We start from the raw sequence: 18,858 nt of genomic DNA, 5'->3' as shown, positions 1-18,858 counted from the left end.
GTGGCAGGTCACGACGTACGGTTCACATGAGGGCGAGCCCCTACGGTTTCGCCGCCTGCCCCAGCGTCGGGCTCGGCAACGGCGACCCGTTCGCCCCGCCCGCGTCGCCGACATCGCCCGTCGTCGGGCTCGGCGCCGGCGTCGCGACGGTGGGCGTCGGCGTCGGCGGTGTCGTCGATGCGGTTGGGGTGCCGTCAGCCGCCGTTCCGTCCGAGGGCGTCCCTTCGCCCGGGACAACCGGCGGACCGCCGTCCGACAACCCCGCCGCCGCCCGCAAGCTCTCCGGCCAGTCGTAACGGGACACGACGTTCTTCTCGGAGCTCGCGACGTAGATCTGGCCCGTCGCGCTCACCGCGATGCCGATGGGCTGCATCAGCCCGATGGGGTCGTTCTCGAGGTCGAGCGTGCCGAGGATCTTGCCCGTCGAATCGTAGATCCAGACGCGCGCGCCCTGCGGGTCCGTCACGAGGACCGTGCTGTTCGGGCCGACGGCCACGTAGCCCTTGTGGGCGGCTTCCTTGCTGCCCCAGCCGTCGACGGCCCACTCGCGCACGGGCAGGAGGTCCTTGCTGAACACCTGGACGCGCAGGTTCCAGAGGTCGGCCACGACCATCTCGCCCGTCGCGGGATCGAACGCCACGGCCACCGGCTCGTTGAACTCGCCGGCCGCCGGCCCCTCCTTGCCGATCGACCGCACCGCCGCCATCGCCGGGTCGAGGACGATGATCCGCTTGTTGCCCGTATCCGTGAAGAAGATCTCGCCGCCCGGCCCGACGGCCACGTCGCGCGGGCCGAAGAGCTTGTCCAGGTCCTTGTCCGCCCCGCCCTCCGGCACACCGCCGATGCCGAACGACTTCTCCGTCCAGCGGTCGTCCATGTAGTGAAGGATCCGGTTGTTCCAGGTGTCCGCCACGTACACCGCGCCGTCCGCGCCGACGCCGATGCCCCAGGCGCTCGGCTGCAGCTCGGTGTCCTTCTCGCCGTACTGCAGGACGGGCGTGTCGATCACCGCGATCGTCGTCCCGTCCGCCGCCAGGTGGGCGATCCGCTTGTTGCCGTGGTCCAGCACGTACAGGCTGCCGTCCGGTGCGAGCGCGATGTCCTTGGGTGCGTTGAACGGCACGCCGTTCGCCTCGCTGAACGCCTGGTCGACGTTGAACGGCACGCTGTGGTCGGGCGCCTGCGCCACCTCGACGTCCGTCATCCAATCCGGCCAGCTCTGCCCCGTTGCGGCGAGCGCCTGCGCCGACGACTTTTTCACCCAGAGCTTCATCTTGGCGTGGTAGAACCAGTCGTCCAGCGACTTCGGGACGAGCGGCCGCGCGGTGGGATCCGTCACGTACTCGCGGTGGAAGATGATCCGCAGCAGGTTCGCCCGCAGGTCCGGGTTCACGAATGCCTCGCGGATCCGCGGCCACGTCAGTCCCTTGTAGCCCTCGTTCGGCCAGTACATCCGGTTGACCTCGACCGCCACGAAGTCTTTGCGCAGGTAGGGCTCGAAGTTGCCGTAGTTCGGCGAGCCGACGAGCACCGCGTCCAGCTCCTTCAAGCCGGCCACGTCGACGGTCTTGCCCTCGGCCAGGTACTTCGGGTCCTGGCGCCAGTCGCTGCACGTGTCGGCCGACGGGCAGCCCTGGCCGAGCAGGCACAGGAAGTCGGCCGCCAGACCGCGGGCGCGGGGGGGGCAGATGTTGCGGAAGTACCACGTGTAGGGCCAGCTCACCTCGTTGTCGAAGCCGAGCTTGAGCGGCTCGTCGGGGCGCGCGGTGTCCATCCGCTTCAGGAGGTCGTAGATCTCCTTGTCGTCCGGCGTGCCGTGCGCATACACCAGATACTCCGTGCCAAGTTCGCTGTTCTTGAAGTTGGCCTGCAGCGCGTAGCCCGCGCTCACGACGAGGCCGAACAGCATCGCGCCGACGACGACGGCCTTTCGCCGCTGCGCGGACACGAGGTCGGCGCCGACGGTGCGCACGCCGACGACGAGCGCGATGACGATCACGACCGCCACGCCCCAGCCGACGGCCGCCGGCCGCGACGCCTCAGCCGCCGCCAGCGACGTCGTGCGTGCGACGAGGCCGGCCAGCAGGGCGAACGCCGCCACCGTCATCGCGGTCAGCTGCCAGCCCTTGGCGCGCCACGCCGGCACGTCGATCCCGGACATCACGTCGGCCACGAACCGCGCGCCGAGCAGGCACATCGGCACGGCCATGTGGGTGATCAGCCACGGCATCTTCTCGCCGGCCCAGCTGAAGATCCACCACACGCCGAGCATCCAGACGACGATCATCGGCACGAAGACCCACGCCGCGGGCGACGGCGACAGCGGATCACCGGAGTCGTTGCCGCGGTGGAAGCGGAGCGCGGGCAGGCGGCCGTACACCGCCACGGCGCACAAGCACAGGATCATCGGCAGCCACTCGTAGAGCGGGCCGATGACGAGGATATAGAAGTACCACGGCTGCCCGCCGCGCTGGACGTCATGCTGGCCCCACCAGTACTGGAGCGATCGGGCGAAGCCGTTCGCCAGGTCCGTCTCCTGGAACCACGTCGTGAACAGGGCGATGTAGAGCACGACGAAGACCACGATGCCGACGAGCAGCCCCTCGTACGGCAGCCCGTTCAGCTGCCCGAGGACGGTGGGCTTCGGCCGCGCGGCGTTCAGGAGCGCCGCGCCGACGGCCAGCGCCAACAGCACGCCCGCGCCGACGGCCAGCGGCTCGGCCGTCTTCGTGAGGTGCGCCACGTCCGCCATACCGAACGTCGTCGCCGCGAACGCGGCGAGGCCGATGGACGGGCCGAGGAGCAGCGGCCAGAGCGCGTTCGTCCAGCGCGCGACGGCGCGGGCGCCGCCGCTCAGCCGACCCTGCACCTCCAGCGCCAGCGCCGCGAAGCCGAGCGCGATCCCGACGCCGCCGATGATGGACGCCTGCTGCCGGAAGCCGGCGAACCGCTCGGCGTTGGCGCCGTACTGCACGGCCAGATCGAACACCAGGCTGGCCAAGCCGACGACGGCCAGCAGCGCCCAGACCCGGTCGCGCGGCAGCATCGTGACCGCCCAGACACCGAGCGCGATGAGCGCAGCCGCGGCCGCGATCTGCCAGGCGTAGTACGCGCTGTCGAAGGCCGTCGTCACGCCGTGATGGATCAGCCCCTCGGCGACGACGATGTAGAAAAGGGCCGCGACGGCCCCGCTGACCAGCAGTCCGAGGCGGTTGGCGGCGGCCGGCAGCTCGATGAACGATCCGACGGCGGCGATCGCCACGACGGGCGCACCGGCGACCAGCAGGCTGATGGCCACCTTGGCCATGTACCAGTTGAACGACCCGGCCGTCGCAGCCGGGTCGAGGGCCAGCAGGAGCACCGCGCCGGCGCCGATGAGGGCGAGCCCGTAGCCCATCGGCGACCGCCAGCCGGGCGTCGATCGGACGCCGAGCGCCTGCGCCACGAGCGGAACGGCCACGCCGAGGGCGATGACGAGCGCGACGCCGATCGCCGCGATCTGCCACGGCACGAGCGTGGCTTCCGCCGGCGTCCCGGCGCCCATCGCCGCCGACTTGGCGAACGTGCGCACGGCGAAGCCGCCGAGCCCGAGCGCGAGCGCGAGGCCGAAGCGCTGCGCCCACAGCAGCCAATCGTCGTTCCGCCGCCCGGCGGACTCCACCCAGAGCGCGAGGGCGATGAACGAGACGAGCATGAAGCCGGTGATGTAGGACATCTCGGCTGACGTGATCCCGATCAGGCCGCCGACGAACGCGGTCACGATCCACTTCGGCTGCCGATCGTCCAGATAGCGCACGAAGCCGATGAGCATGAGCACGGTCGCGAGTTCGACCGGGATGTCGTGGCGGATGTAGCGCGAGTACATCATCACGCTCGGCGAGAGGAGCAGGAGGATGCCGGCAACGAGCGCACCCGAGCGGCCGAGCCACTTGCGCAGGAGGAGCGGCGTGGCGACGAGCACGATGCCGGAAACCGCCCCGAAGAGCCGCGCCGTGAAGTCGCTCACGCCGAACAGGAGGTACATGAGCGCGGTCCAGTGATAGAGGATCGGACCGTGCATCATCGGGTCGTGACGGTAGCCCTTGCCGACGGCGAGCTGCCACGAGTAGAACGTGTGCAGGCTCTCGTCGTGCGACATGCCGCGCTTGCCGAGGAGATAGAGGCGCGTGGCCACCGCGGCGACAAGCACGAGCGCCCAGCCGACGGTCTCCCAATCCCAACGCCAGCCGCCGAGCCGCTCGCGCACGGTCGGGCCGGTGCGGACACGGCGCCGCGGTGCGGCGGTCTCGGCCGGGGCGTCAACGGCATCGCCTGCGTCGTGCTGCACGCGCACTTCGGCGTCGTCGACCGCGCTCGTCGCCCCGCTGTCGGCATCGGCCGTCGCCGTCGTCTCGTCGTCCTTCATGTCCGTCACATCGTCCATCTCTGCGTCCATCTTGCGTGCTACTGCGGATCAGGGTTGAGGGCCCAGACCGTTGTCTGGCCCGATCGGAATGCCGGCGTCATGAACGTCGCCAGCCGGTCGTCGATGTCCGGGCCCATCTCCGGATACTTCGAGCGCTCCCACGCCCCGACGATGACATAGCGCACGGCGTACTTGCCGAGCATCTCCTTCATCGCGCCCGCCGGCATTTGGGTGTAGAAGGCGGCGACGTCGTCGATGCGCAGCCGGATCTGTTCAGGGGTGCGCCCCCACTGCGCCTCGTGGTTGTCGTTGCCCAACACCGTCGGGAAGCCGGTGAGCATTGCGATCCGGCCGGCGAGGTTGTAGGCGCCCGTGGCGGCCTCGAGGATCCGCGGCGTGCCGACGGCGTTCGCATCGAGCCAGCGCCCGGCGGCCAGGTCGTCGGCGTTCTGCTGCTCCCAGTACCGGATGCCGTCCAGGTGGAGCCGGTCCGACCACGCCCGGTAGCCGCCGCTCCGGAAGGCCACCCAGCCGAGCCCGTCCGTGCGGTTGAACACGGCGGCGACGGGGGTGTAGAGGACCATTGCGGCCAGGACGACGAAGGCGGCCGTCCAGACGAGGCGCCCGGCGCCCGCGTGCGGCACACGGTGCGGGGCACCGTCCGTCGTTCGGCCCCCGCCCGCCGGCCGCATCCTCGCGCGCGCCCAAACGGCCGTCAACGCGTAGCCGCCGCCGATGCTCAGCAGCACCCACGCCTGGAAGAAGAACTTGAAGATCGTGTTCATCCGATCGTTGAACACGTCCTTCAGGAAGACGAACTCGGGCAGCGCCGCCATCGCCAAGCCGACGATGATGCACACGAGCGCAAACGCGGCGGCGGCGTGACCGGTGTCGTCCGCGGCGTCGTCCACCGCCCGGTCCTCGGCGTCCTCGTTCGTGTCGTCGTCGGCGCCAGCGCCGAGCCGCACGGCGTAGCGTCCGTCGGCGAACAGGGCGATCAGGGCGACGACGGCGAGGCCGACGACGAGCACCGGCGTGAGGGGCGTCCAACGCGTTTCGGCGCCGGCCGCCGCCCAGCGCGGGACGACGATGCTCCAGGCCGCGACGACGCCGGCGGTGACGGCGGCGGCGATGAGGGCCAGGGTCGGACCGCGCGCGCCGGCCGTCGCGCGCAGGCGCAGCGTCACGACGGTGGCGGCCAGGAACGCCAGCGGCAGGAAGTGCACGGACCAGTGGTCCAGCCGCGACGTGTGGAGCGCCATGCCGATGCCGGACGCCTGGGTGTCGAACGCCAGGTAGAACGGAAGATAGAACACGATCGCCAGGCCGAGCAGCCAGACGCCGAAGACCCCGATGTCCAGCAGCGCCGAAGCGCCCCTGCCGCCCTGTCGCAGCCGCCACAGGGACCAGCTCGCGCCCGTGACGAGCCCGTACGTCGGCAGGTCCCACGTGTTCAAGAAGCCGAGGGCGCCGATGCACAGCGGCACGAGCCACCACATCGGCGCCCGGAACCGCCGGCCGGGCCAACGCTCGCCGGCCCCGAGCACGAGGGCAAGGCCGATCGCGACGGCGAGGAGGGCGTAGGGCAGCGTCATGAGGTGCGGGTGGACGTCCGCCAGGAGGAAGCTGAAGAACGGGTACTCCTGGATGACGTCCTTGCAGCCGTCCCGGATGACCCGCGACGTGCGCCACCACCACATGAAGCGCGACGGGAAGATGCCGCCCATGCCGTAGCCGCTGCCGGGCTCACCGCACGCATCGGCGACCACGGTGAGGTTCCGGATGTTCATGAAGTCGAAGGCGCGGGCCGGTAGCCAGCCGCGCATGTAGGCCAGCTCGAGGTAGCCGGCGAGGTTGCCGGCGACGGCCAGCATGGTCGCCGTCGTCGCGCCGGCCAGGATCCGCAGGCGGCGCGTCGTGCCGGGCGTGAGGACGGACAGCGCCCAGCCGAGGCTGAACGCGGCGGCCAGCGTCATCGCCCACGTCATCGGCACGACGAGGTTGTAGGCGACGAAGCGCGAGAGGCCGGTCAGCTTCACGAGCATCGCGGCGATCAGGTAGCCGAAGTAGTAGTAGCTGATGCTGTGGCCGCTCATCCACGGGTCGTTCGGCGGGAATTCCGGGCTCTTGTCGATGGCCGAGAGGAACGCCATCTCCATCATCTTCTCGCCGCCCGACTCCGTGATGTCGGGATAGAACGCGCGATAGACGGCCCACAGCATGAGCGCGACGAGGTACAGCGACTCGAGGCCGACGAGCAGCCGCCGCCGCGCGCGCAGCTCGGCCAGCCAGCCCGGCACATCCCGCGCCACGAGCGCCGCCCCGCCGCCGCCGACGAGCGCGAGCGCGACGATCACGCCGACGCGCGAGTTCGGCAGCACGCCCGCCGTCACGAGGAACCACCACGTGTAGCCGACGAGGAGCAGCCCGAGCGGCCGCGCGAAGGCCAGCCCGCGGTCGGGCAGCGTCGGCAGCAGCGTCCGCGCGATCGGCGCGGCAGCGATGCCGACGACGGTCGTCGCCGCCCACCACGCCAGCGCCTGGCCGACCACCGTCGTCATGGCGCGACCGCCGACGCGGGTTCAGCGGCGCCGCACGGCGCACCGGCGGGGTCGAGGGGGCGCCGGTAGATCGTCACGTGCTCGTTCTGGAACACCGCTTCGATCTCCCCCGCCTGCGCCCACCGCGCGAACTTGTCCAAGCCGGCGGCGTCGTAGCGCATCGTCTCGAGCTGGCCGACGATGATCAGCTCGACCTTCAGCTCGCACAACAGGCGCCGCGCCTCGGCGGCGTCCGTCGAGCCGTAGATCGTCTCGACGTCGCGCAGCCGGTTGCCCACCGGATCGTTCGTGATCGCCGCCTTCTGCTGCCGCTGGTGCCAGTCCCAGCCGATGACCGTCGGCAGGCCGGTGTAGATGCTGATCCGCGAGCCCCAGTGGTAGTTGATCGGCCATGTGCCCTCGAGGATCGTCGGCGTGCCGTCGACGTTCGCGAGCAGCCATTGGATCGCCTCGTGGTCGGCGCTGAGCTCGAGCAGATGCGGCGTCTGCGGGCTGTGCTCGTCGTACTCGATGTAGGCGGCGTGGGCCATGTAGTCGATGCCGGAGAGCCCGGGACGATGGAGCGCGGCCATGTCCGCCTCGGGGATCGATCGGTCGGCCGGGAAGCGGTCCTCGATCTTCGCCCGGGCGGCGGTGACGGTGTAGACGAGCCCGCAGCACACGAGCGCGGCCATCGTCCCCCGCCACAGCCAGCGCCACTCGATGTTCGGGCGCCGGACGAGCCACTCGAGGAACGCCGCCAGCGCGACCCCGGCGCCGATGGACCACAGGACCCAGACGTGGATGTAGAACTTGAAGACGGTGTTCATCCGGCCGATGTCGCCGCTCAACACGACGTACTCCACGAAGCCCGTCAGCAGCGCGCCGACCGTGACGTACCAGCCGAGCAGCCGCGCGCCCTGGCGGGCCGTTCGCCGCAGCGCCATCGACAGGCCGAGGACGACGAGGCCGAGGATGAGGAGCGGCATGAGCAGCTCGGGCCGCGGCACCTCGGCGGGCAGATCGGCCTGGAACGTCCGGAGCGACCATCGCCAGAGCAGCACCGCGCCGGCGGCGGCGGCGGCAGCCAGCACGACGGTGCGGCCGAGGACGGCGCGCCCTTCGTCGCGCCGACGGAGTGAGGCCATGACGTCCGCCGCGCCGAAGCTGACAAGCGCGAACAGGAAGATCCCGTGGATCGTGAGGTACGCGCTCGTCGGCGTCCGGAAGCCGATCCAGGGCTTGAACTCCGAGTACGGGGTGATGTAGTTCAGGTGGTACGGCAGGAAGAAGAGCAGGCTCAGGCCGAGCAGCAGGCCGCCGGTGGCCGCCACGAGCCCCAGCCAGGCGGCGTCCACGCGGCGCGTCCGGGCGTAGGCGCCGAGCGCGATCGCGCCGGCCGCGATCAGGCCGTACGTCGGGAAGTCCCACGTGTTCGTCGGCCAGAGCGCGCCGATCGCCAGCGCGCCGAGCGCCATGCGGACGGCGGGCTCGGGCGCCAGCCACGGCAGGCGGAACGACGGGGGTCGGCCGGGCAACGCCCAGCCGAGCGCGACGGCGCACGCCAGCACGGCGATCGGCATCGCCATCATGTGGGCATGCAGGTCGGCGTAGAGGAACGTGAAGAACGGAAACTCCGTGATCGGCTGGACGTCGCCGCTGACGGAAGGGATCGCGCGCGACGCGTTCCAGTACCACCAGTCGAGCGGGATCGGGAGGTTCTGCAGCGGTTGGGACACGACGTCCCACAGCCCGACGAATGCCCGCGCCCAGCCGCCGAACGAACCCAACTTGTCGAAGACCGACGACAGCCGTTCGACGGCATCGCCCCCCGACTGCGGCCCGATCTCGGCCAGCCGCGCCGCCATCCACGGCGCCTGATACAGGTTGCCCATCAGGACGGCCATGACCGCCGCGACGACGCCGGACCGCCTCGCGCGCCCCGTCCGCACGCCGAGGCGCCCTGCCCAGCCGACGACGATCCCATACACCCCGGCCGCGGTCATCGCGGCCAGCGTCGGGATCGCCAGGTTGTAGGCCAGCCACGGCACGATGCGCGTCAGCTTGATCAGCGTGCCGATGAACACGAAGCCGTAGTAGTAGTAGTTCAGCTTGCTGCCGCTGAACCACGGGTCATACGGCGGGTAGTGGACGCTCCGCAGCACGGCGTTCAGGTAGGCGAAGTCCATCGGCTTCTCGCCGCCCTTGGACGTGTGCCAGAGATCCGGGTTGCCGTAGCGGATACCGAGGAATACGACGAAGACCGCCAGGAAGACGAACTCGACGCCCAGGACGGCCTCGCGGTTGTCCTTGAACCACTCCAGCGGGCGGAAGCCGGCCCAGCGGGCGACGAGCGCCGAGAGGACCGCGACGGCGAGCGCCGATGCGACGAGCAGCAGCCACGTGTTCGGGATGAAGTCCGTCGAGGCGGCCAGCCAAGAGACGTAGCTCGTGAGCAGCAGTCCGGCCGTCCGCGCCACCGACCAGCCGCGGTCCGGCAGGCGAGGCAGCGCCACGGCCACGAGCGGGAACGCGGCGAGACCGAGGAGCGACAGGACGGCGTACCAGAGCAGGACGGCCAGCGCCGGGAAGCGGTTGATCGGGCTATCGACGTTGAACATGGCCCGCCACGTGCCGCCGGCGCGCTGCCGGGCGGCGCGCGTGTCGGACAGGAGGATCGCGTCGATCGTCTTGTCCTTCAGCCCCGCGGCCGCCTGCCCGCCCGGCGCTTCGGCGATCGGCGCGGCCCGATCGACCGGGATGCGGCCGAGGATCGCATCGAGGAACCGGGTGATCGGGTTCGGCGAGACCGGCGGGAAGGACCAGTGGCGCGCCGCGTTGAGGGGGGCGAGGTAGGCGCGGAGCGCCGCGCCGTCGAATGGCTCCGGCCGCTTGAAGACGTCGACGGCCGGGTGGTCGTAGACGTGGTAGGCCTCCTCGGCCCCCTGATCGTCCACCGCCAGCGGCCCGAGGTTCGGGAACGAGCGGATCGCGGCGATGTGCCGCCAGCCTTGCGTCTCGCCGAACAGCACGTCCTGGTAGAACGCGATCGTCGCCGGATAGCGCATCGGCAGCTGGGCCACCGCACCGTACACGCGATTCGACGACGACACCCAATAGTCCAGCTGCCCGATCTGCTCGATCGTCTGGTTCAGCCAGTCCGGGTAATCCTCGCCGTACATTTCCAGCTGCGTGACGCCGAACAGGCCGTCCGCCCAGTCCGTCTTCGCATCGTCGTAGCCGCCGTAGCCGTACATGCCGTCCGGGACGATGTCGTCCCAACCGGTCTCGTATGCCAGGCGCGCGGGCCGGACGGTCACCGGACCGCCGTCGACGGCGACCCAGACATAGATCTCCTGACCGAGGCGAAGGTCGATCGGGGCGTCGAGCGGCACGACGACGTCCGCCGGCTCGGCGCCGATGCCGGCCGCGACACGGCCCTGCGCCACCGGCCGCTCCGGCACGCCGCCCGCCCCGAGCGACGCGCCGCTCGAGAGCACGACGCGCACCGTCCGGTCCCCGCCGGCGCTGCCGCGGGCGTACGCAAGCCGCACCGCATCGACGGTGACCGCCGGCAGCGACTCGGCGTCGTCGAGGCTGCCGCGCTTGGGTGTCCATAGGTCGGGCTTCGCGCCGTACTGATCGCCGGTGTGGCGCTGCTGCCACGACTCGTCCGGCAGGAGCAGCCGCATCGGCCCGGCCCACGCCGCGTCGAGCGGCCATTCGATGCCGCCGACCGTCCGCAGCGCGCCCGGCGCCTGTGCGGGCAGCCACGGGCCGGCAAACAGGCCCTTGGCATCCGCGCTGATCCGCACGCCGACGGCCGTCGGCAGGTTGTGGTAGACCCAGTGGCTGCCTGCGACGCGGCTGTGGTGGCGCGTGTAGAGACGGGAGAACATGAACCCCCACGCCACGGTGCCGACCACGACGATGGCGAGGGCGGCGCCGGCGGCACGGGCGGCGAGTGGGCCGGGGATGCGCCAGCGGCGAACGGCGGCGACGGCGTCGCCGGCGGTGTCCGCGGTGCCGGCGGCGTCGGGTGCACCGGCGTGGGCGTCGGCCCGGACGTCGGCGTCACGTTCGCCGGCGGCGGCCATCGCACGGGCGCGGTCGAGCCACGCCACGAGGCCCCACCCGGCCAATACGGCGAGCGCCGGGTAGATCGGCAGGCCGTAGCGCATCGTCTTGCCCCACTGGATGCCGGTGTAGCCGAAGTAGACCGCCACCCAGAGCCACAGCAGGAGGTGCCGCCGCCGCCCCCGCCAGATCGCCACGCCGGCCGCCAACCAGCCGAGCCAGGCGGCAAGTCCGAGCGCCGGCCCCATGCCCCACAAGACCATGTTCCGCCACGGGAATACGTAGGCCATCCGGCCCCACCATTGGTGGTTCGGCGGCCAGTCCATCCCGAACCCGGTCACTTGGCTCTTGATGCGCTCCATGTTGCCCAACCAGCGCGGATCGGGCAGGACGTACTTCTCCAAACCGTCGGGAACGACCTTGCGCAGCGCGGTCCAGGTGTCGGGCGCCAGACCCATGACCTCGGTCGTCACCTCGGTCAGTCGGGCCGAGTTGCCGACGACGTTCGGCCAGCCGGGCCCGGCCCACATGTCGGGCTGGGCAAAGCGCAGCGCGACGTAGCTGACGAGCCCAAGCACGGCCACTTTGCCGGCCGCGACATACAGCCGACGCCAAGAAGCGTCCCGATCGAGCCCGAGCAGCCGGGCGTGTCGCAGCTCGCCGGCGGCAATCGCCAGGATCGCCACCGGGATGAGCAGGAACACCGTGATCTTGCTGCCCAGCGCCATCCCGAGCCCGACGCCGGCGAGGACGATCGGCCACCACGATTCACGGCGGATCGCGAGGGCGAGGCCGAAGAGGGTCAGCGTGACGAACGTCGTGAGCGCGGCGTCGACCGTGAAGAAGTGCGCCTGCTGGATGTGGAAAGCGGTGAAGGACGTGAACAGCGAGGCCAACAGCCCGACGCGGCGATCGTACAGCACGGCGCCGAGCCCGAAGACGAGGAGCACGGTCAGGAGATCGAGGAGCGCGCTCATGTAGCGGCCGACGATGTAGACGCGCGAGAAGTCCGTCATACCGAGACCGAGCGGCCCGTTCGCGTCCGCCATGACCCGGGCGATCGTGATCGGCCACGTGCCGTACGAGAAAAACGCCTTGCCCATGTTCCGCGGGTTCAGCGTCGACGTGTCCGTGTCGAGATAGTGGAGGAGGTCGTTCGGCATCGCCAGCGAGCTCGCGACGTCCGTCAGGAAGCGCTCGTCGGGGTGGAGGTGCTGCCCGGCGTCCCAGTCGATGCCGACGGTCCGCAAGTAGAACCCGCTCAGGACGATCACGACGAGCGCGACGGCCGTCGTGGCGTCGTCCAGGCGGCGGATGCGCTGCGCGAGGGCGGCCAGCATGCCGGGGCGCGGCGTGACGGCGGGCGCGGGCGCCGGCGTCATCGGGTCGGGCGCTTCGATCATGGGCTTGGCTCCGCAGGCACGGCGGTTGGTTCCGACCCGCCGCGGGCGGGGTCCGCCGGCACGACGACGGTCCAGAACGGCTTGTCAGGCGATCGGGCCGCCCCGGGCGCGACGACGGCGCCCGGGAACAGTTCACGCAGGTGGGCGATGTTGGCCTCGGCCCGTGGTCCGGCGACGAGATACAGTTGGCGCTCGGGGTCGGCCGCATGGTCGTCGGCCTGCAGGACCGCATCCGAGCCGTCGGGGGCGATGCCCCAGAGCAACCCGTTCCAGTCCGGTTGGCCGAAGCTGAGGCCGATGACGCGGTAGTCCCACCCGTTCGACCACCCAACGAGGAAGACGCGATCCAACGCCCCGCCGTCGGCGAGGAACGTCCGCACGGCCGCAACCCCGTCCGAGGTGTTCTGCGACGATCGGTCGTAGTTCTCGCGGTACTCGACGAAGTAGCGCTTGGCGGTGTTGCGGTCCATCCCGACGAAGAGCAACGCGACCACCCCCCACGCCGCCGCGCGGCTCGCCGGGCCGAGCGCACTGGTGGCCGGGGCCAAGGTGTGTGCCGGGGCCAAGTTGTGTGCCGGGGCCAAGTTGTGCGCCGGGGCCAAGTTGTGTGAAGCCAAGTTGTGTGCCAAGCCAAGTTGTGTGCCGAAGCCAAGTTGTCGGCCGAGGCCAACAGGACCGCCAGCGGCAGCGCGCACAGCACCGCCACCAGCGGCAACGCGCCGGCCGCGCGGGCCAGGTGCGGCACCTCGATCGGGTAGGCCAGCGCCAGGATGCTGGCCAGGAGCATCGGCGGCACCGCCGCCAGCACGAGGCCGGCCCGCCAGTGCCGCCGCCGCACCGCCCATACCACGGCCGTGACGGCGCCGAGGACGAGCAGCGCGCCGCCGATGGTCTCGAGCCCGGGCCGGCCGGGCGGGCTGTGGATCCAGGCGCTGTCGGCGGTGAAGTTGGCCATGCCCATCGCCTGGCCCGTGTTTCGCCAGAAGCGCGGGTCCATCAGCAGCGCGACGGTCCGCCCGACGACCGGTACCGGGGCGAGAAGGCCGGCCAGCGGGGGCAGCGCCGCCGCCTCGTCGCCCGCCATTCGGGTGAGTGTGCGCGCCCAGAATTCGGGCCGGTCGGTGGCGTACCGGATGAGCGGCGCCGCGACGAGGAGCGAGACGAGCGCCGCCGACGCGGCGTTCGCCAGCACCGGCGCCGCCGCGCGCAGCCCGTCCGCAGCGGTGCGCGGCCCACGCCACAGCGCGTGAACGATCTGCGCGCCGACCGCCACACCGACGACGATCGCCATCGGCCGGAAGCCGGTGTAGCCGTACATGCCGGCGCCGAGCGCGATTCCGAGCGCCAGCCAGGCGTTGCGGCGGCCCGTCGACATGGCGAGGACCAGGCAGGCCAGCGTCAGCGCGCTGAAGAACGGGGACCACGCGATTCGCATCGCCGCGCGCGAGATCTGGATGTGCCACTGCGCCACCGCCAGGCCCGCCGCCGCGAGCCACCCGACGCGCGCCCCGGCGATCCGCTTGCCGGCGACGTCCACGAGCGGCACGGTGGCGATCGACACGAGCTGCATGCCGAACTTCTGCGTCCAGAACCCAAAGGGAAGGCCGAGCTTGACGAGGAACGCGGTGAGGTAGAACTGGAGGGGCTCCCGTCCGGCGTTCTGGTCGAGGAAGACCGGGCGCGCACCGCCGATCACGTCCCAGATGTCGAGGAGCTTCTCGGTGTGATCGCTCGACATGTCGAGCGGCAGGCGGTCCAGGTCCCACAGCCGAAACACCGCCGCGACGGCCAGCACGACCCCGCCGACGACGAGCTGCCGGACCGGCCAGCGCACCGGCCGGTGCGCGGCGATCCAGGCGGCGCGGCCGCTCGACGGCGCACCTCGCGCCCGGACTGTCTCGGCGCGCAGTGCCGACACGACGCACGCCGTGCCGACGACCCACAGGACGAGGCCGGGCCATGTCAGCACGTTGTTCGATCGCCACGGCCAGTCGGGAACGTCCTCTTTGTACCGCAGGATCGCCAGCCCGCCGCTGCCGGGCGCCAAGAGCAACGGCAGGACGACCGTCGTGGCGAGCACTGCGGCGACGCCGATGAGGAACAACCTGAGCCGGCGGCCGGTCAGGGCGGGCGCCGCCTCGGGCGGCGCGTCGGGCGGCGCGTCGGGCGGCGTCTGGGCGTCGCCCGCATCCGGCAGCCGCCAAAGCGCGACCGCCCAGCACACCGCCGCCACGACGAACAGCAGCCCGCCGCGGCGGATCGCCGTGCTCGGGTCCGGGCTGCCCCATGCGGCGAACGGCACGCGGTCGATCACGGCTTGCGCGTACAGCGCCAGCGCCAGGGCGCCGACCACGAGGCCGAACGTCGTCACCGCTCGGGCGTCGCGCGCGGTCACGGTCACGCCTCCCCGTTCGGCTTGCGGGCGCACAGGCCGATGATGAGGAACGGCGCATCGGCCCGGGGCGGCACGACATCGTTCAGGCGGTCGACCGCGTTGAAGGCGGCCAGCCCCCAGCGGATCGGGTTCCGCCAGCCGCCCGCATCGGACGATGTGTCGAAGCGGTCGGCGGCAGCGGCCATCGAGGCCGGAAGGCGGCCGGCGACGAGGAGTTCCTTGCCGAGGCCGTACACCAGGTTGTGGATGAACGGGAACGCGAAGCGGGTGAAGAAGCGGACCTCGTCCACGATCAATCCGGCCGCGGCCACCTTGGCCGCCAGATCCTCGGGCGTATACAGCCGCTCGTGGTTCGCCCAGATCCCGGACAGGACGCCGCGGCGGATCGGGCGGCGGATCGTCCCCTCGAGCACCTTGTTGATCGGGTCCCACGCCAACGGGTAATCGGCGTTGGGCGTCGTGATCGCCAGCCGGCCGCCGGGGGCCAGGACGCGCGCCAGCTCGGCGAGTGCGGCGCGGTCGTCCGGGATGTGCTCGATAACCTCCGAGAACAGGATCCGCGTGAACGCACCGTCGGCGAACGGCAGGGTGTACACGTTGCCGTTCACGACCCGCGCGCCGGGCACTTGCTCCCGCGCCGTGTACAGCAGCGGTCGATCGAGTTCGACGCCGACGACATCGGCTGCGGGGTAGAGGTCGCGCGTGAACTTGAGGTAGAAGCCGCGCCCGCAGCCCATGTCCAGCACGCGGTCGTCGGGCCCGATCCGCAGGAAGTCGTACACCGCTTCCGCCCGCCGCTTGAACGACATGTCGGCCTCGTTGGCCAGCATCCGACGCAGGCGCGGCGCGTCGAACCCCCACCCCGTGGCGTTGGTGCGCAGCCGGGCTGAACGCTCGGTTGGTGCGGTCGTGGGGTCCTCGACCAAAGCGCGCGCTCCTACGAGGCCTGCGAAGTCCGGCTGGCGGCGATGCGCCGGGCGATGACGTCAAGACGCCAGTGCCCGGATCCATGCCGTTTGGTCTTCGTCGGCGCTCTGCAGGCCGCATCACGCGGCCGATGTTGGGGTGGCGTCGGGTCGCCGGGCGCAAAGCCGCGCGAGTGTAGCAGACCACCCCCGCGACCGCAACGCCGCGGCACCGGAATGCACCCGATGGACGACGCCGGGTTACGGGAAGCCATGTGCGCCGCCGCGGTGCGGGCAGCTCTGGCGGCGAGCTCCGGCCGGGCACTGGCTACGGCGGAAGCAGGAGCGCTACGGGCACGGCAGCGCGCCGCCGACCGCACGGAACGCGCGCACGAAGCCGTCGCCGTCCCCCGCATCGAAGACACGTTCGGGCGCGCCGGTCACGTTCCGCAGCAGCGCCTCGGCGGCGTACGGGCCGACCGCCACGGCATAGCGCTCGGCACCGGCCAGTCCGAGCGCTGCGGCAGCATCGAGCACGTCCTGCTCGGTGGCGCCGAACACCTGCCCGTCGCTTACGAGCACCACCGCACGCCGCCGAGCGGCATTGGGCGGACCGAGCTGCTCGGCCGCCGCAAGGAGCCCGAGGTCGATTCGCGAACCCTGTTCGGCGTCGATCTGCGCCGCCAGAGCCGCCCGCACCGCCCGCAGATCACCGGTGAGCGCGATCCAGATCCTTGCCGCGGCATCGAACCGGACGAGCGCCACCCGGACATCGCCGCGGCCGTCGAGGCCGTCGACGAGCCGGCGGATGCCCTCCACGGCAACATCGAGCTTGCGCCGGCCGCTCGCCGTCCGACCGTCCATCGTCGTCGACGCATCCAGCACGACGACGAGGTCGAGCGGCGCCGCGCCGGGCAGACACCCGCCGGCCAGGGCGATCGGCAGGTAGACGCGTCCGGCGCCGGCAGGCGTCGGCGGTGTCGGGGCGTCCGTCGTCGTTGCGGACGGCGTTGCTGCCGGGGTTGCGGGCGTTGCCGGCGTGGCGGTCGCCGTCGGTCGGCGCGTCGGGGACGCGGAGGCCGTCGGCGTGCCGCTCGGGACCGTGGTCGGCGACGGGATCTCGGCGACGACGTCGAGCACCGGGATCGGGATCGCGACCGAACCCGGGCGGCCGAGCGCATCCTGGAAAGTGGCGACGGTGAACGCGCTGACCGGCCAACGGCCCGTCGCGCTGGGCGCGAGGCCGTAGGTGATCGTGATCGGCTCGCCGGCCGCGGCCGGGATCGTCCAGCGCTGCGCATCGCCCGCGAGCGTGCCCTCCGGCAGCGCCGAGCCCGGCCAGGCGGACAGCGTCGCGCCGATCCGGTCGTCGATCTCCAGCTGCCGCACGCCCAACCGCTGCAGCCGTTCGGCGATCCGGATGTAGACGCCGGCCAGGTCCTCCGGCGTCGAAACCCGCCAGTGGTCGTTCGGCGTGGCGGCGATCGCGGCGAGCAGCGCCACGTCGGCGCGCCGGCCGAGCGCCACGGTCGTCAGATGGACGTCGTTCCCGCGTTGGACGGCGGCCTGCTGCCGGACCGCGTCCGGACCGCGGTTATTCACGCCGTCCGACAGCAGGACGATCGCCTGGACGCGGCCCGTACGGCCATCGTTCGCGCCGGCGGCCAGCTCCTGCCCGGCCGCACGCAGCGCCCGGACGATGTCCGTCCCGGCCGCCGGCGGCACCTCGATCCGGGCGATCGCGCTGTGCAGGCGGCTCCGGATGCTCGAAAGCGGCACGAGGACGGCCGCCGTGTCGTCGAACGCCACGAGCGCGACCCGCGTCCGGCCGAGCTCCACCCGATCGACGAACACGTCGGCGGCTGCCTTGGCGAAGGCCAGCGACGTGCCGCGCATCGACGCCGACCGATCGATCGCCAACGCGACATCCACGGGGCCGGGCACGTCCGGACATGCGATCCGAATGACCGCCGTGACGGTGACGCGGGTGCCGACCGTGACCGGGCTCGGCGCGACGGACCGCTGCGCGCTCGCGGCGCACGGGGTGGGCTCGTCAGCCGCCATGCCGGCCCGCCCGGTATGCCGCCATCCGACGCCGGCGAGCAAGATCGCCGCCGACAGCGCGAGCCGCCAGCCGGCTCTGCCCCGTCCGGCCCCGGCGAGGCTGCCCCGTTTGCGCCCGTCCGTGGGGCGCCCGGCCGCGCCGCGTGTCACGGAACGGCCGCCGATGGATCGGTTGCCCCCGGCGTCGCCGTGAGGAACGACCAGAGGTGCTCGGCGATCGCAGCGGCATCCGATGCTCGATCGGTGCCACCTGCGGACGGTGCGCCGAACTCGGGGTGGCTGCGCGCCAGCAGATCGACGAGCTGCGCCCGCGTCAGTCGAACCCATTCGGGCCGAACGAGCGATGGCGTCCGGGCGGCCGCATCCGGCATTCCCGCCACCCCGTGGCACGCCGCGCAATCGCGCGCATAGCCGACTGCGCCCTGGCGCGCCATTTCCGGTTCGATCGGCAGTTGCCACACGTGAAACACGACATCCCACGAAGCCGGCGGATCGAGGAGGTGGTCGAATCGTTTCATCGACGACCCGAGCACGCCGCGGCGAATCGCCAGGAACAGGACGGCCGGCGATCGGCGCTGCAGCGCGTCGGGCGTCGTCCAGTCCGGCGGCGGTGGTTGAAGTCCGGCGGCCAGCGGGCCGTCGCCGGCGCCGACGGCGCCGTGGCAGGCCGTGCAGTGCTCGGCGTAACGCTGAGCGCCGGCGGTCGGATCCGCCCTGAACGCCGGCACGGGCGCACCGGCCGTCGACACGGTTGGCAGCGCCCGTCGAACGCCATGTTCAGCCGTCGGAGCCGTGCACGCGGCGAGGCTCACCATCCAGACGGCCGCAGCTGCCCCTGCCCGGCGGGGTCCGGTTCGCGTGGCCATGTCGTTGCGGCCCGCCATCGCCTGTTTCGTCATCGCCTGATTCTAGGCCCTGCGGCCGCAGGGCGTGCGGTTGCGGCGCCGCCGGGTCGTGCCTACAATCCACGGTCCAGCCGGGCGAACGAGGCGACCGCGCCACCCAACCGCGAGACCGAGATGCGCGTCGAAGGGCCGCAAGGCATGTGGTTCGAGGACTTTTCGGCCGG

General features: G+C 71.7%; 10 protein-coding genes. 3 read left to right on the top strand and 7 right to left on the bottom strand.

The window, feature by feature from the left end:
* Positions 1–40: 40 nt before the first annotated feature.
* From IPG72_06200 to IPG72_06185, 4 genes are read right to left on the bottom strand one after another with little or no spacing between them, the layout of a single operon-like run.
* Entirely contained in the window at positions 41–4,435 is a 4,395-nt protein-coding gene (locus tag IPG72_06200; GenBank protein ID MBK6768589.1) for a TIGR03663 family protein, read from the bottom strand.
* Positions 4,436–4,443: 8 nt separating this feature from the next.
* A complete protein-coding gene (locus IPG72_06195; GenBank protein ID MBK6768588.1) occupies positions 4,444–6,966 on the bottom strand; it encodes a hypothetical protein in 2,523 nt (840 codons plus the stop codon).
* The gene (locus IPG72_06190) at positions 6,963–12,425 is read right to left on the bottom strand and encodes a glycosyltransferase family 39 protein (GenBank protein MBK6768587.1); all 5,463 of its coding nucleotides are present in this window, start codon (positions 12,423–12,425) and stop codon (positions 6,963–6,965) included. Before IPG72_06190 ends, IPG72_06195 begins: the two co-directional genes overlap by 4 nt.
* A complete protein-coding gene (locus IPG72_06185) occupies positions 12,422–12,973 on the bottom strand; it encodes a hypothetical protein (protein MBK6768586.1) in 552 nt (183 codons plus the stop codon). The genes IPG72_06190 and IPG72_06185 overlap by 4 nt, the downstream gene beginning before the upstream one ends.
* A gap of 222 nt (positions 12,974–13,195) precedes the next feature.
* Here IPG72_06185 and IPG72_06180 point away from each other — a divergent pair, with 222 nt between their 5' ends.
* The 3 genes from IPG72_06180 (at position 13,196) to IPG72_06170 (ending at position 14,863) form a co-directional block, all read left to right on the top strand.
* Positions 13,196–13,675 (top strand): hypothetical protein, encoded by a 480-nt coding sequence (locus IPG72_06180; protein MBK6768585.1) that lies wholly within the window; start codon positions 13,196–13,198, stop codon positions 13,673–13,675.
* 66 nt (positions 13,676–13,741) lie between these two features.
* Positions 13,742–14,059, top strand: a complete 318-nt coding sequence (locus tag IPG72_06175; GenBank protein MBK6768584.1) for a hypothetical protein — start codon at positions 13,742–13,744, stop codon at positions 14,057–14,059.
* Positions 14,060–14,161: 102 nt separating this feature from the next.
* On the top strand, positions 14,162–14,863 hold the full coding sequence (locus IPG72_06170) for a hypothetical protein (GenBank protein ID MBK6768583.1): 702 nt from the start codon (positions 14,162–14,164) through the stop codon (positions 14,861–14,863).
* On the opposite strand, the gene IPG72_06165 is transcribed toward IPG72_06170, so the two are convergent.
* From IPG72_06165 to IPG72_06155, 3 genes are all read right to left on the bottom strand, one after another.
* Positions 14,823–15,746, bottom strand: coding sequence for a methyltransferase domain-containing protein (locus IPG72_06165; protein ID MBK6768582.1), 924 nt, complete (start codon positions 15,744–15,746; stop codon positions 14,823–14,825). The genes IPG72_06170 and IPG72_06165 overlap by 41 nt on opposite strands.
* Positions 15,747–16,073: 327 nt before the next feature.
* The gene (locus IPG72_06160; protein MBK6768581.1) at positions 16,074–17,789 is read right to left on the bottom strand and encodes a VWA domain-containing protein; all 1,716 of its coding nucleotides are present in this window, start codon (positions 17,787–17,789) and stop codon (positions 16,074–16,076) included.
* 146 nt (positions 17,790–17,935) lie between these two features.
* Positions 17,936–18,688, bottom strand: a complete 753-nt coding sequence (locus tag IPG72_06155; GenBank protein ID MBK6768580.1) for a c-type cytochrome — start codon at positions 18,686–18,688, stop codon at positions 17,936–17,938.
* Between the last annotated feature and the right edge of the window lie 170 nt (positions 18,689–18,858).

It is taken from the genome of Candidatus Avedoeria danica (assembly GCA_016703025.1).
Lineage (GTDB): Bacteria > Chloroflexota > Anaerolineae > Epilineales > Epilineaceae > Avedoeria > Avedoeria danica.
This window is presented reverse-complemented; position numbering and strand designations above follow the sequence as displayed.

Coding starts and splice junctions, on each gene's coding strand:
- IPG72_06200 (MBK6768589.1), bottom strand. CDS start 4,435: ATGGACGCAGAGATGGACGATGTGACGGACATGAAGGACGACGAGACG.
- IPG72_06195 (MBK6768588.1), bottom strand. CDS start 6,966: ATGACGACGGTGGTCGGCCAGGCGCTGGCGTGGTGGGCGGCGACGACC.
- IPG72_06190 (MBK6768587.1), bottom strand. CDS start 12,425: ATGATCGAAGCGCCCGACCCGATGACGCCGGCGCCCGCGCCCGCCGTC.
- IPG72_06180 (MBK6768585.1), top strand. CDS start 13,196: ATGCTGGCCAGGAGCATCGGCGGCACCGCCGCCAGCACGAGGCCGGCC.
- IPG72_06175 (MBK6768584.1), top strand. CDS start 13,742: ATGCCGGCGCCGAGCGCGATTCCGAGCGCCAGCCAGGCGTTGCGGCGG.
- IPG72_06170 (MBK6768583.1), top strand. CDS start 14,162: ATGTCGAGCGGCAGGCGGTCCAGGTCCCACAGCCGAAACACCGCCGCG.
- IPG72_06160 (MBK6768581.1), bottom strand. CDS start 17,789: ATGGCGGCTGACGAGCCCACCCCGTGCGCCGCGAGCGCGCAGCGGTCC.
- IPG72_06155 (MBK6768580.1), bottom strand. CDS start 18,688: ATGACGAAACAGGCGATGGCGGGCCGCAACGACATGGCCACGCGAACC.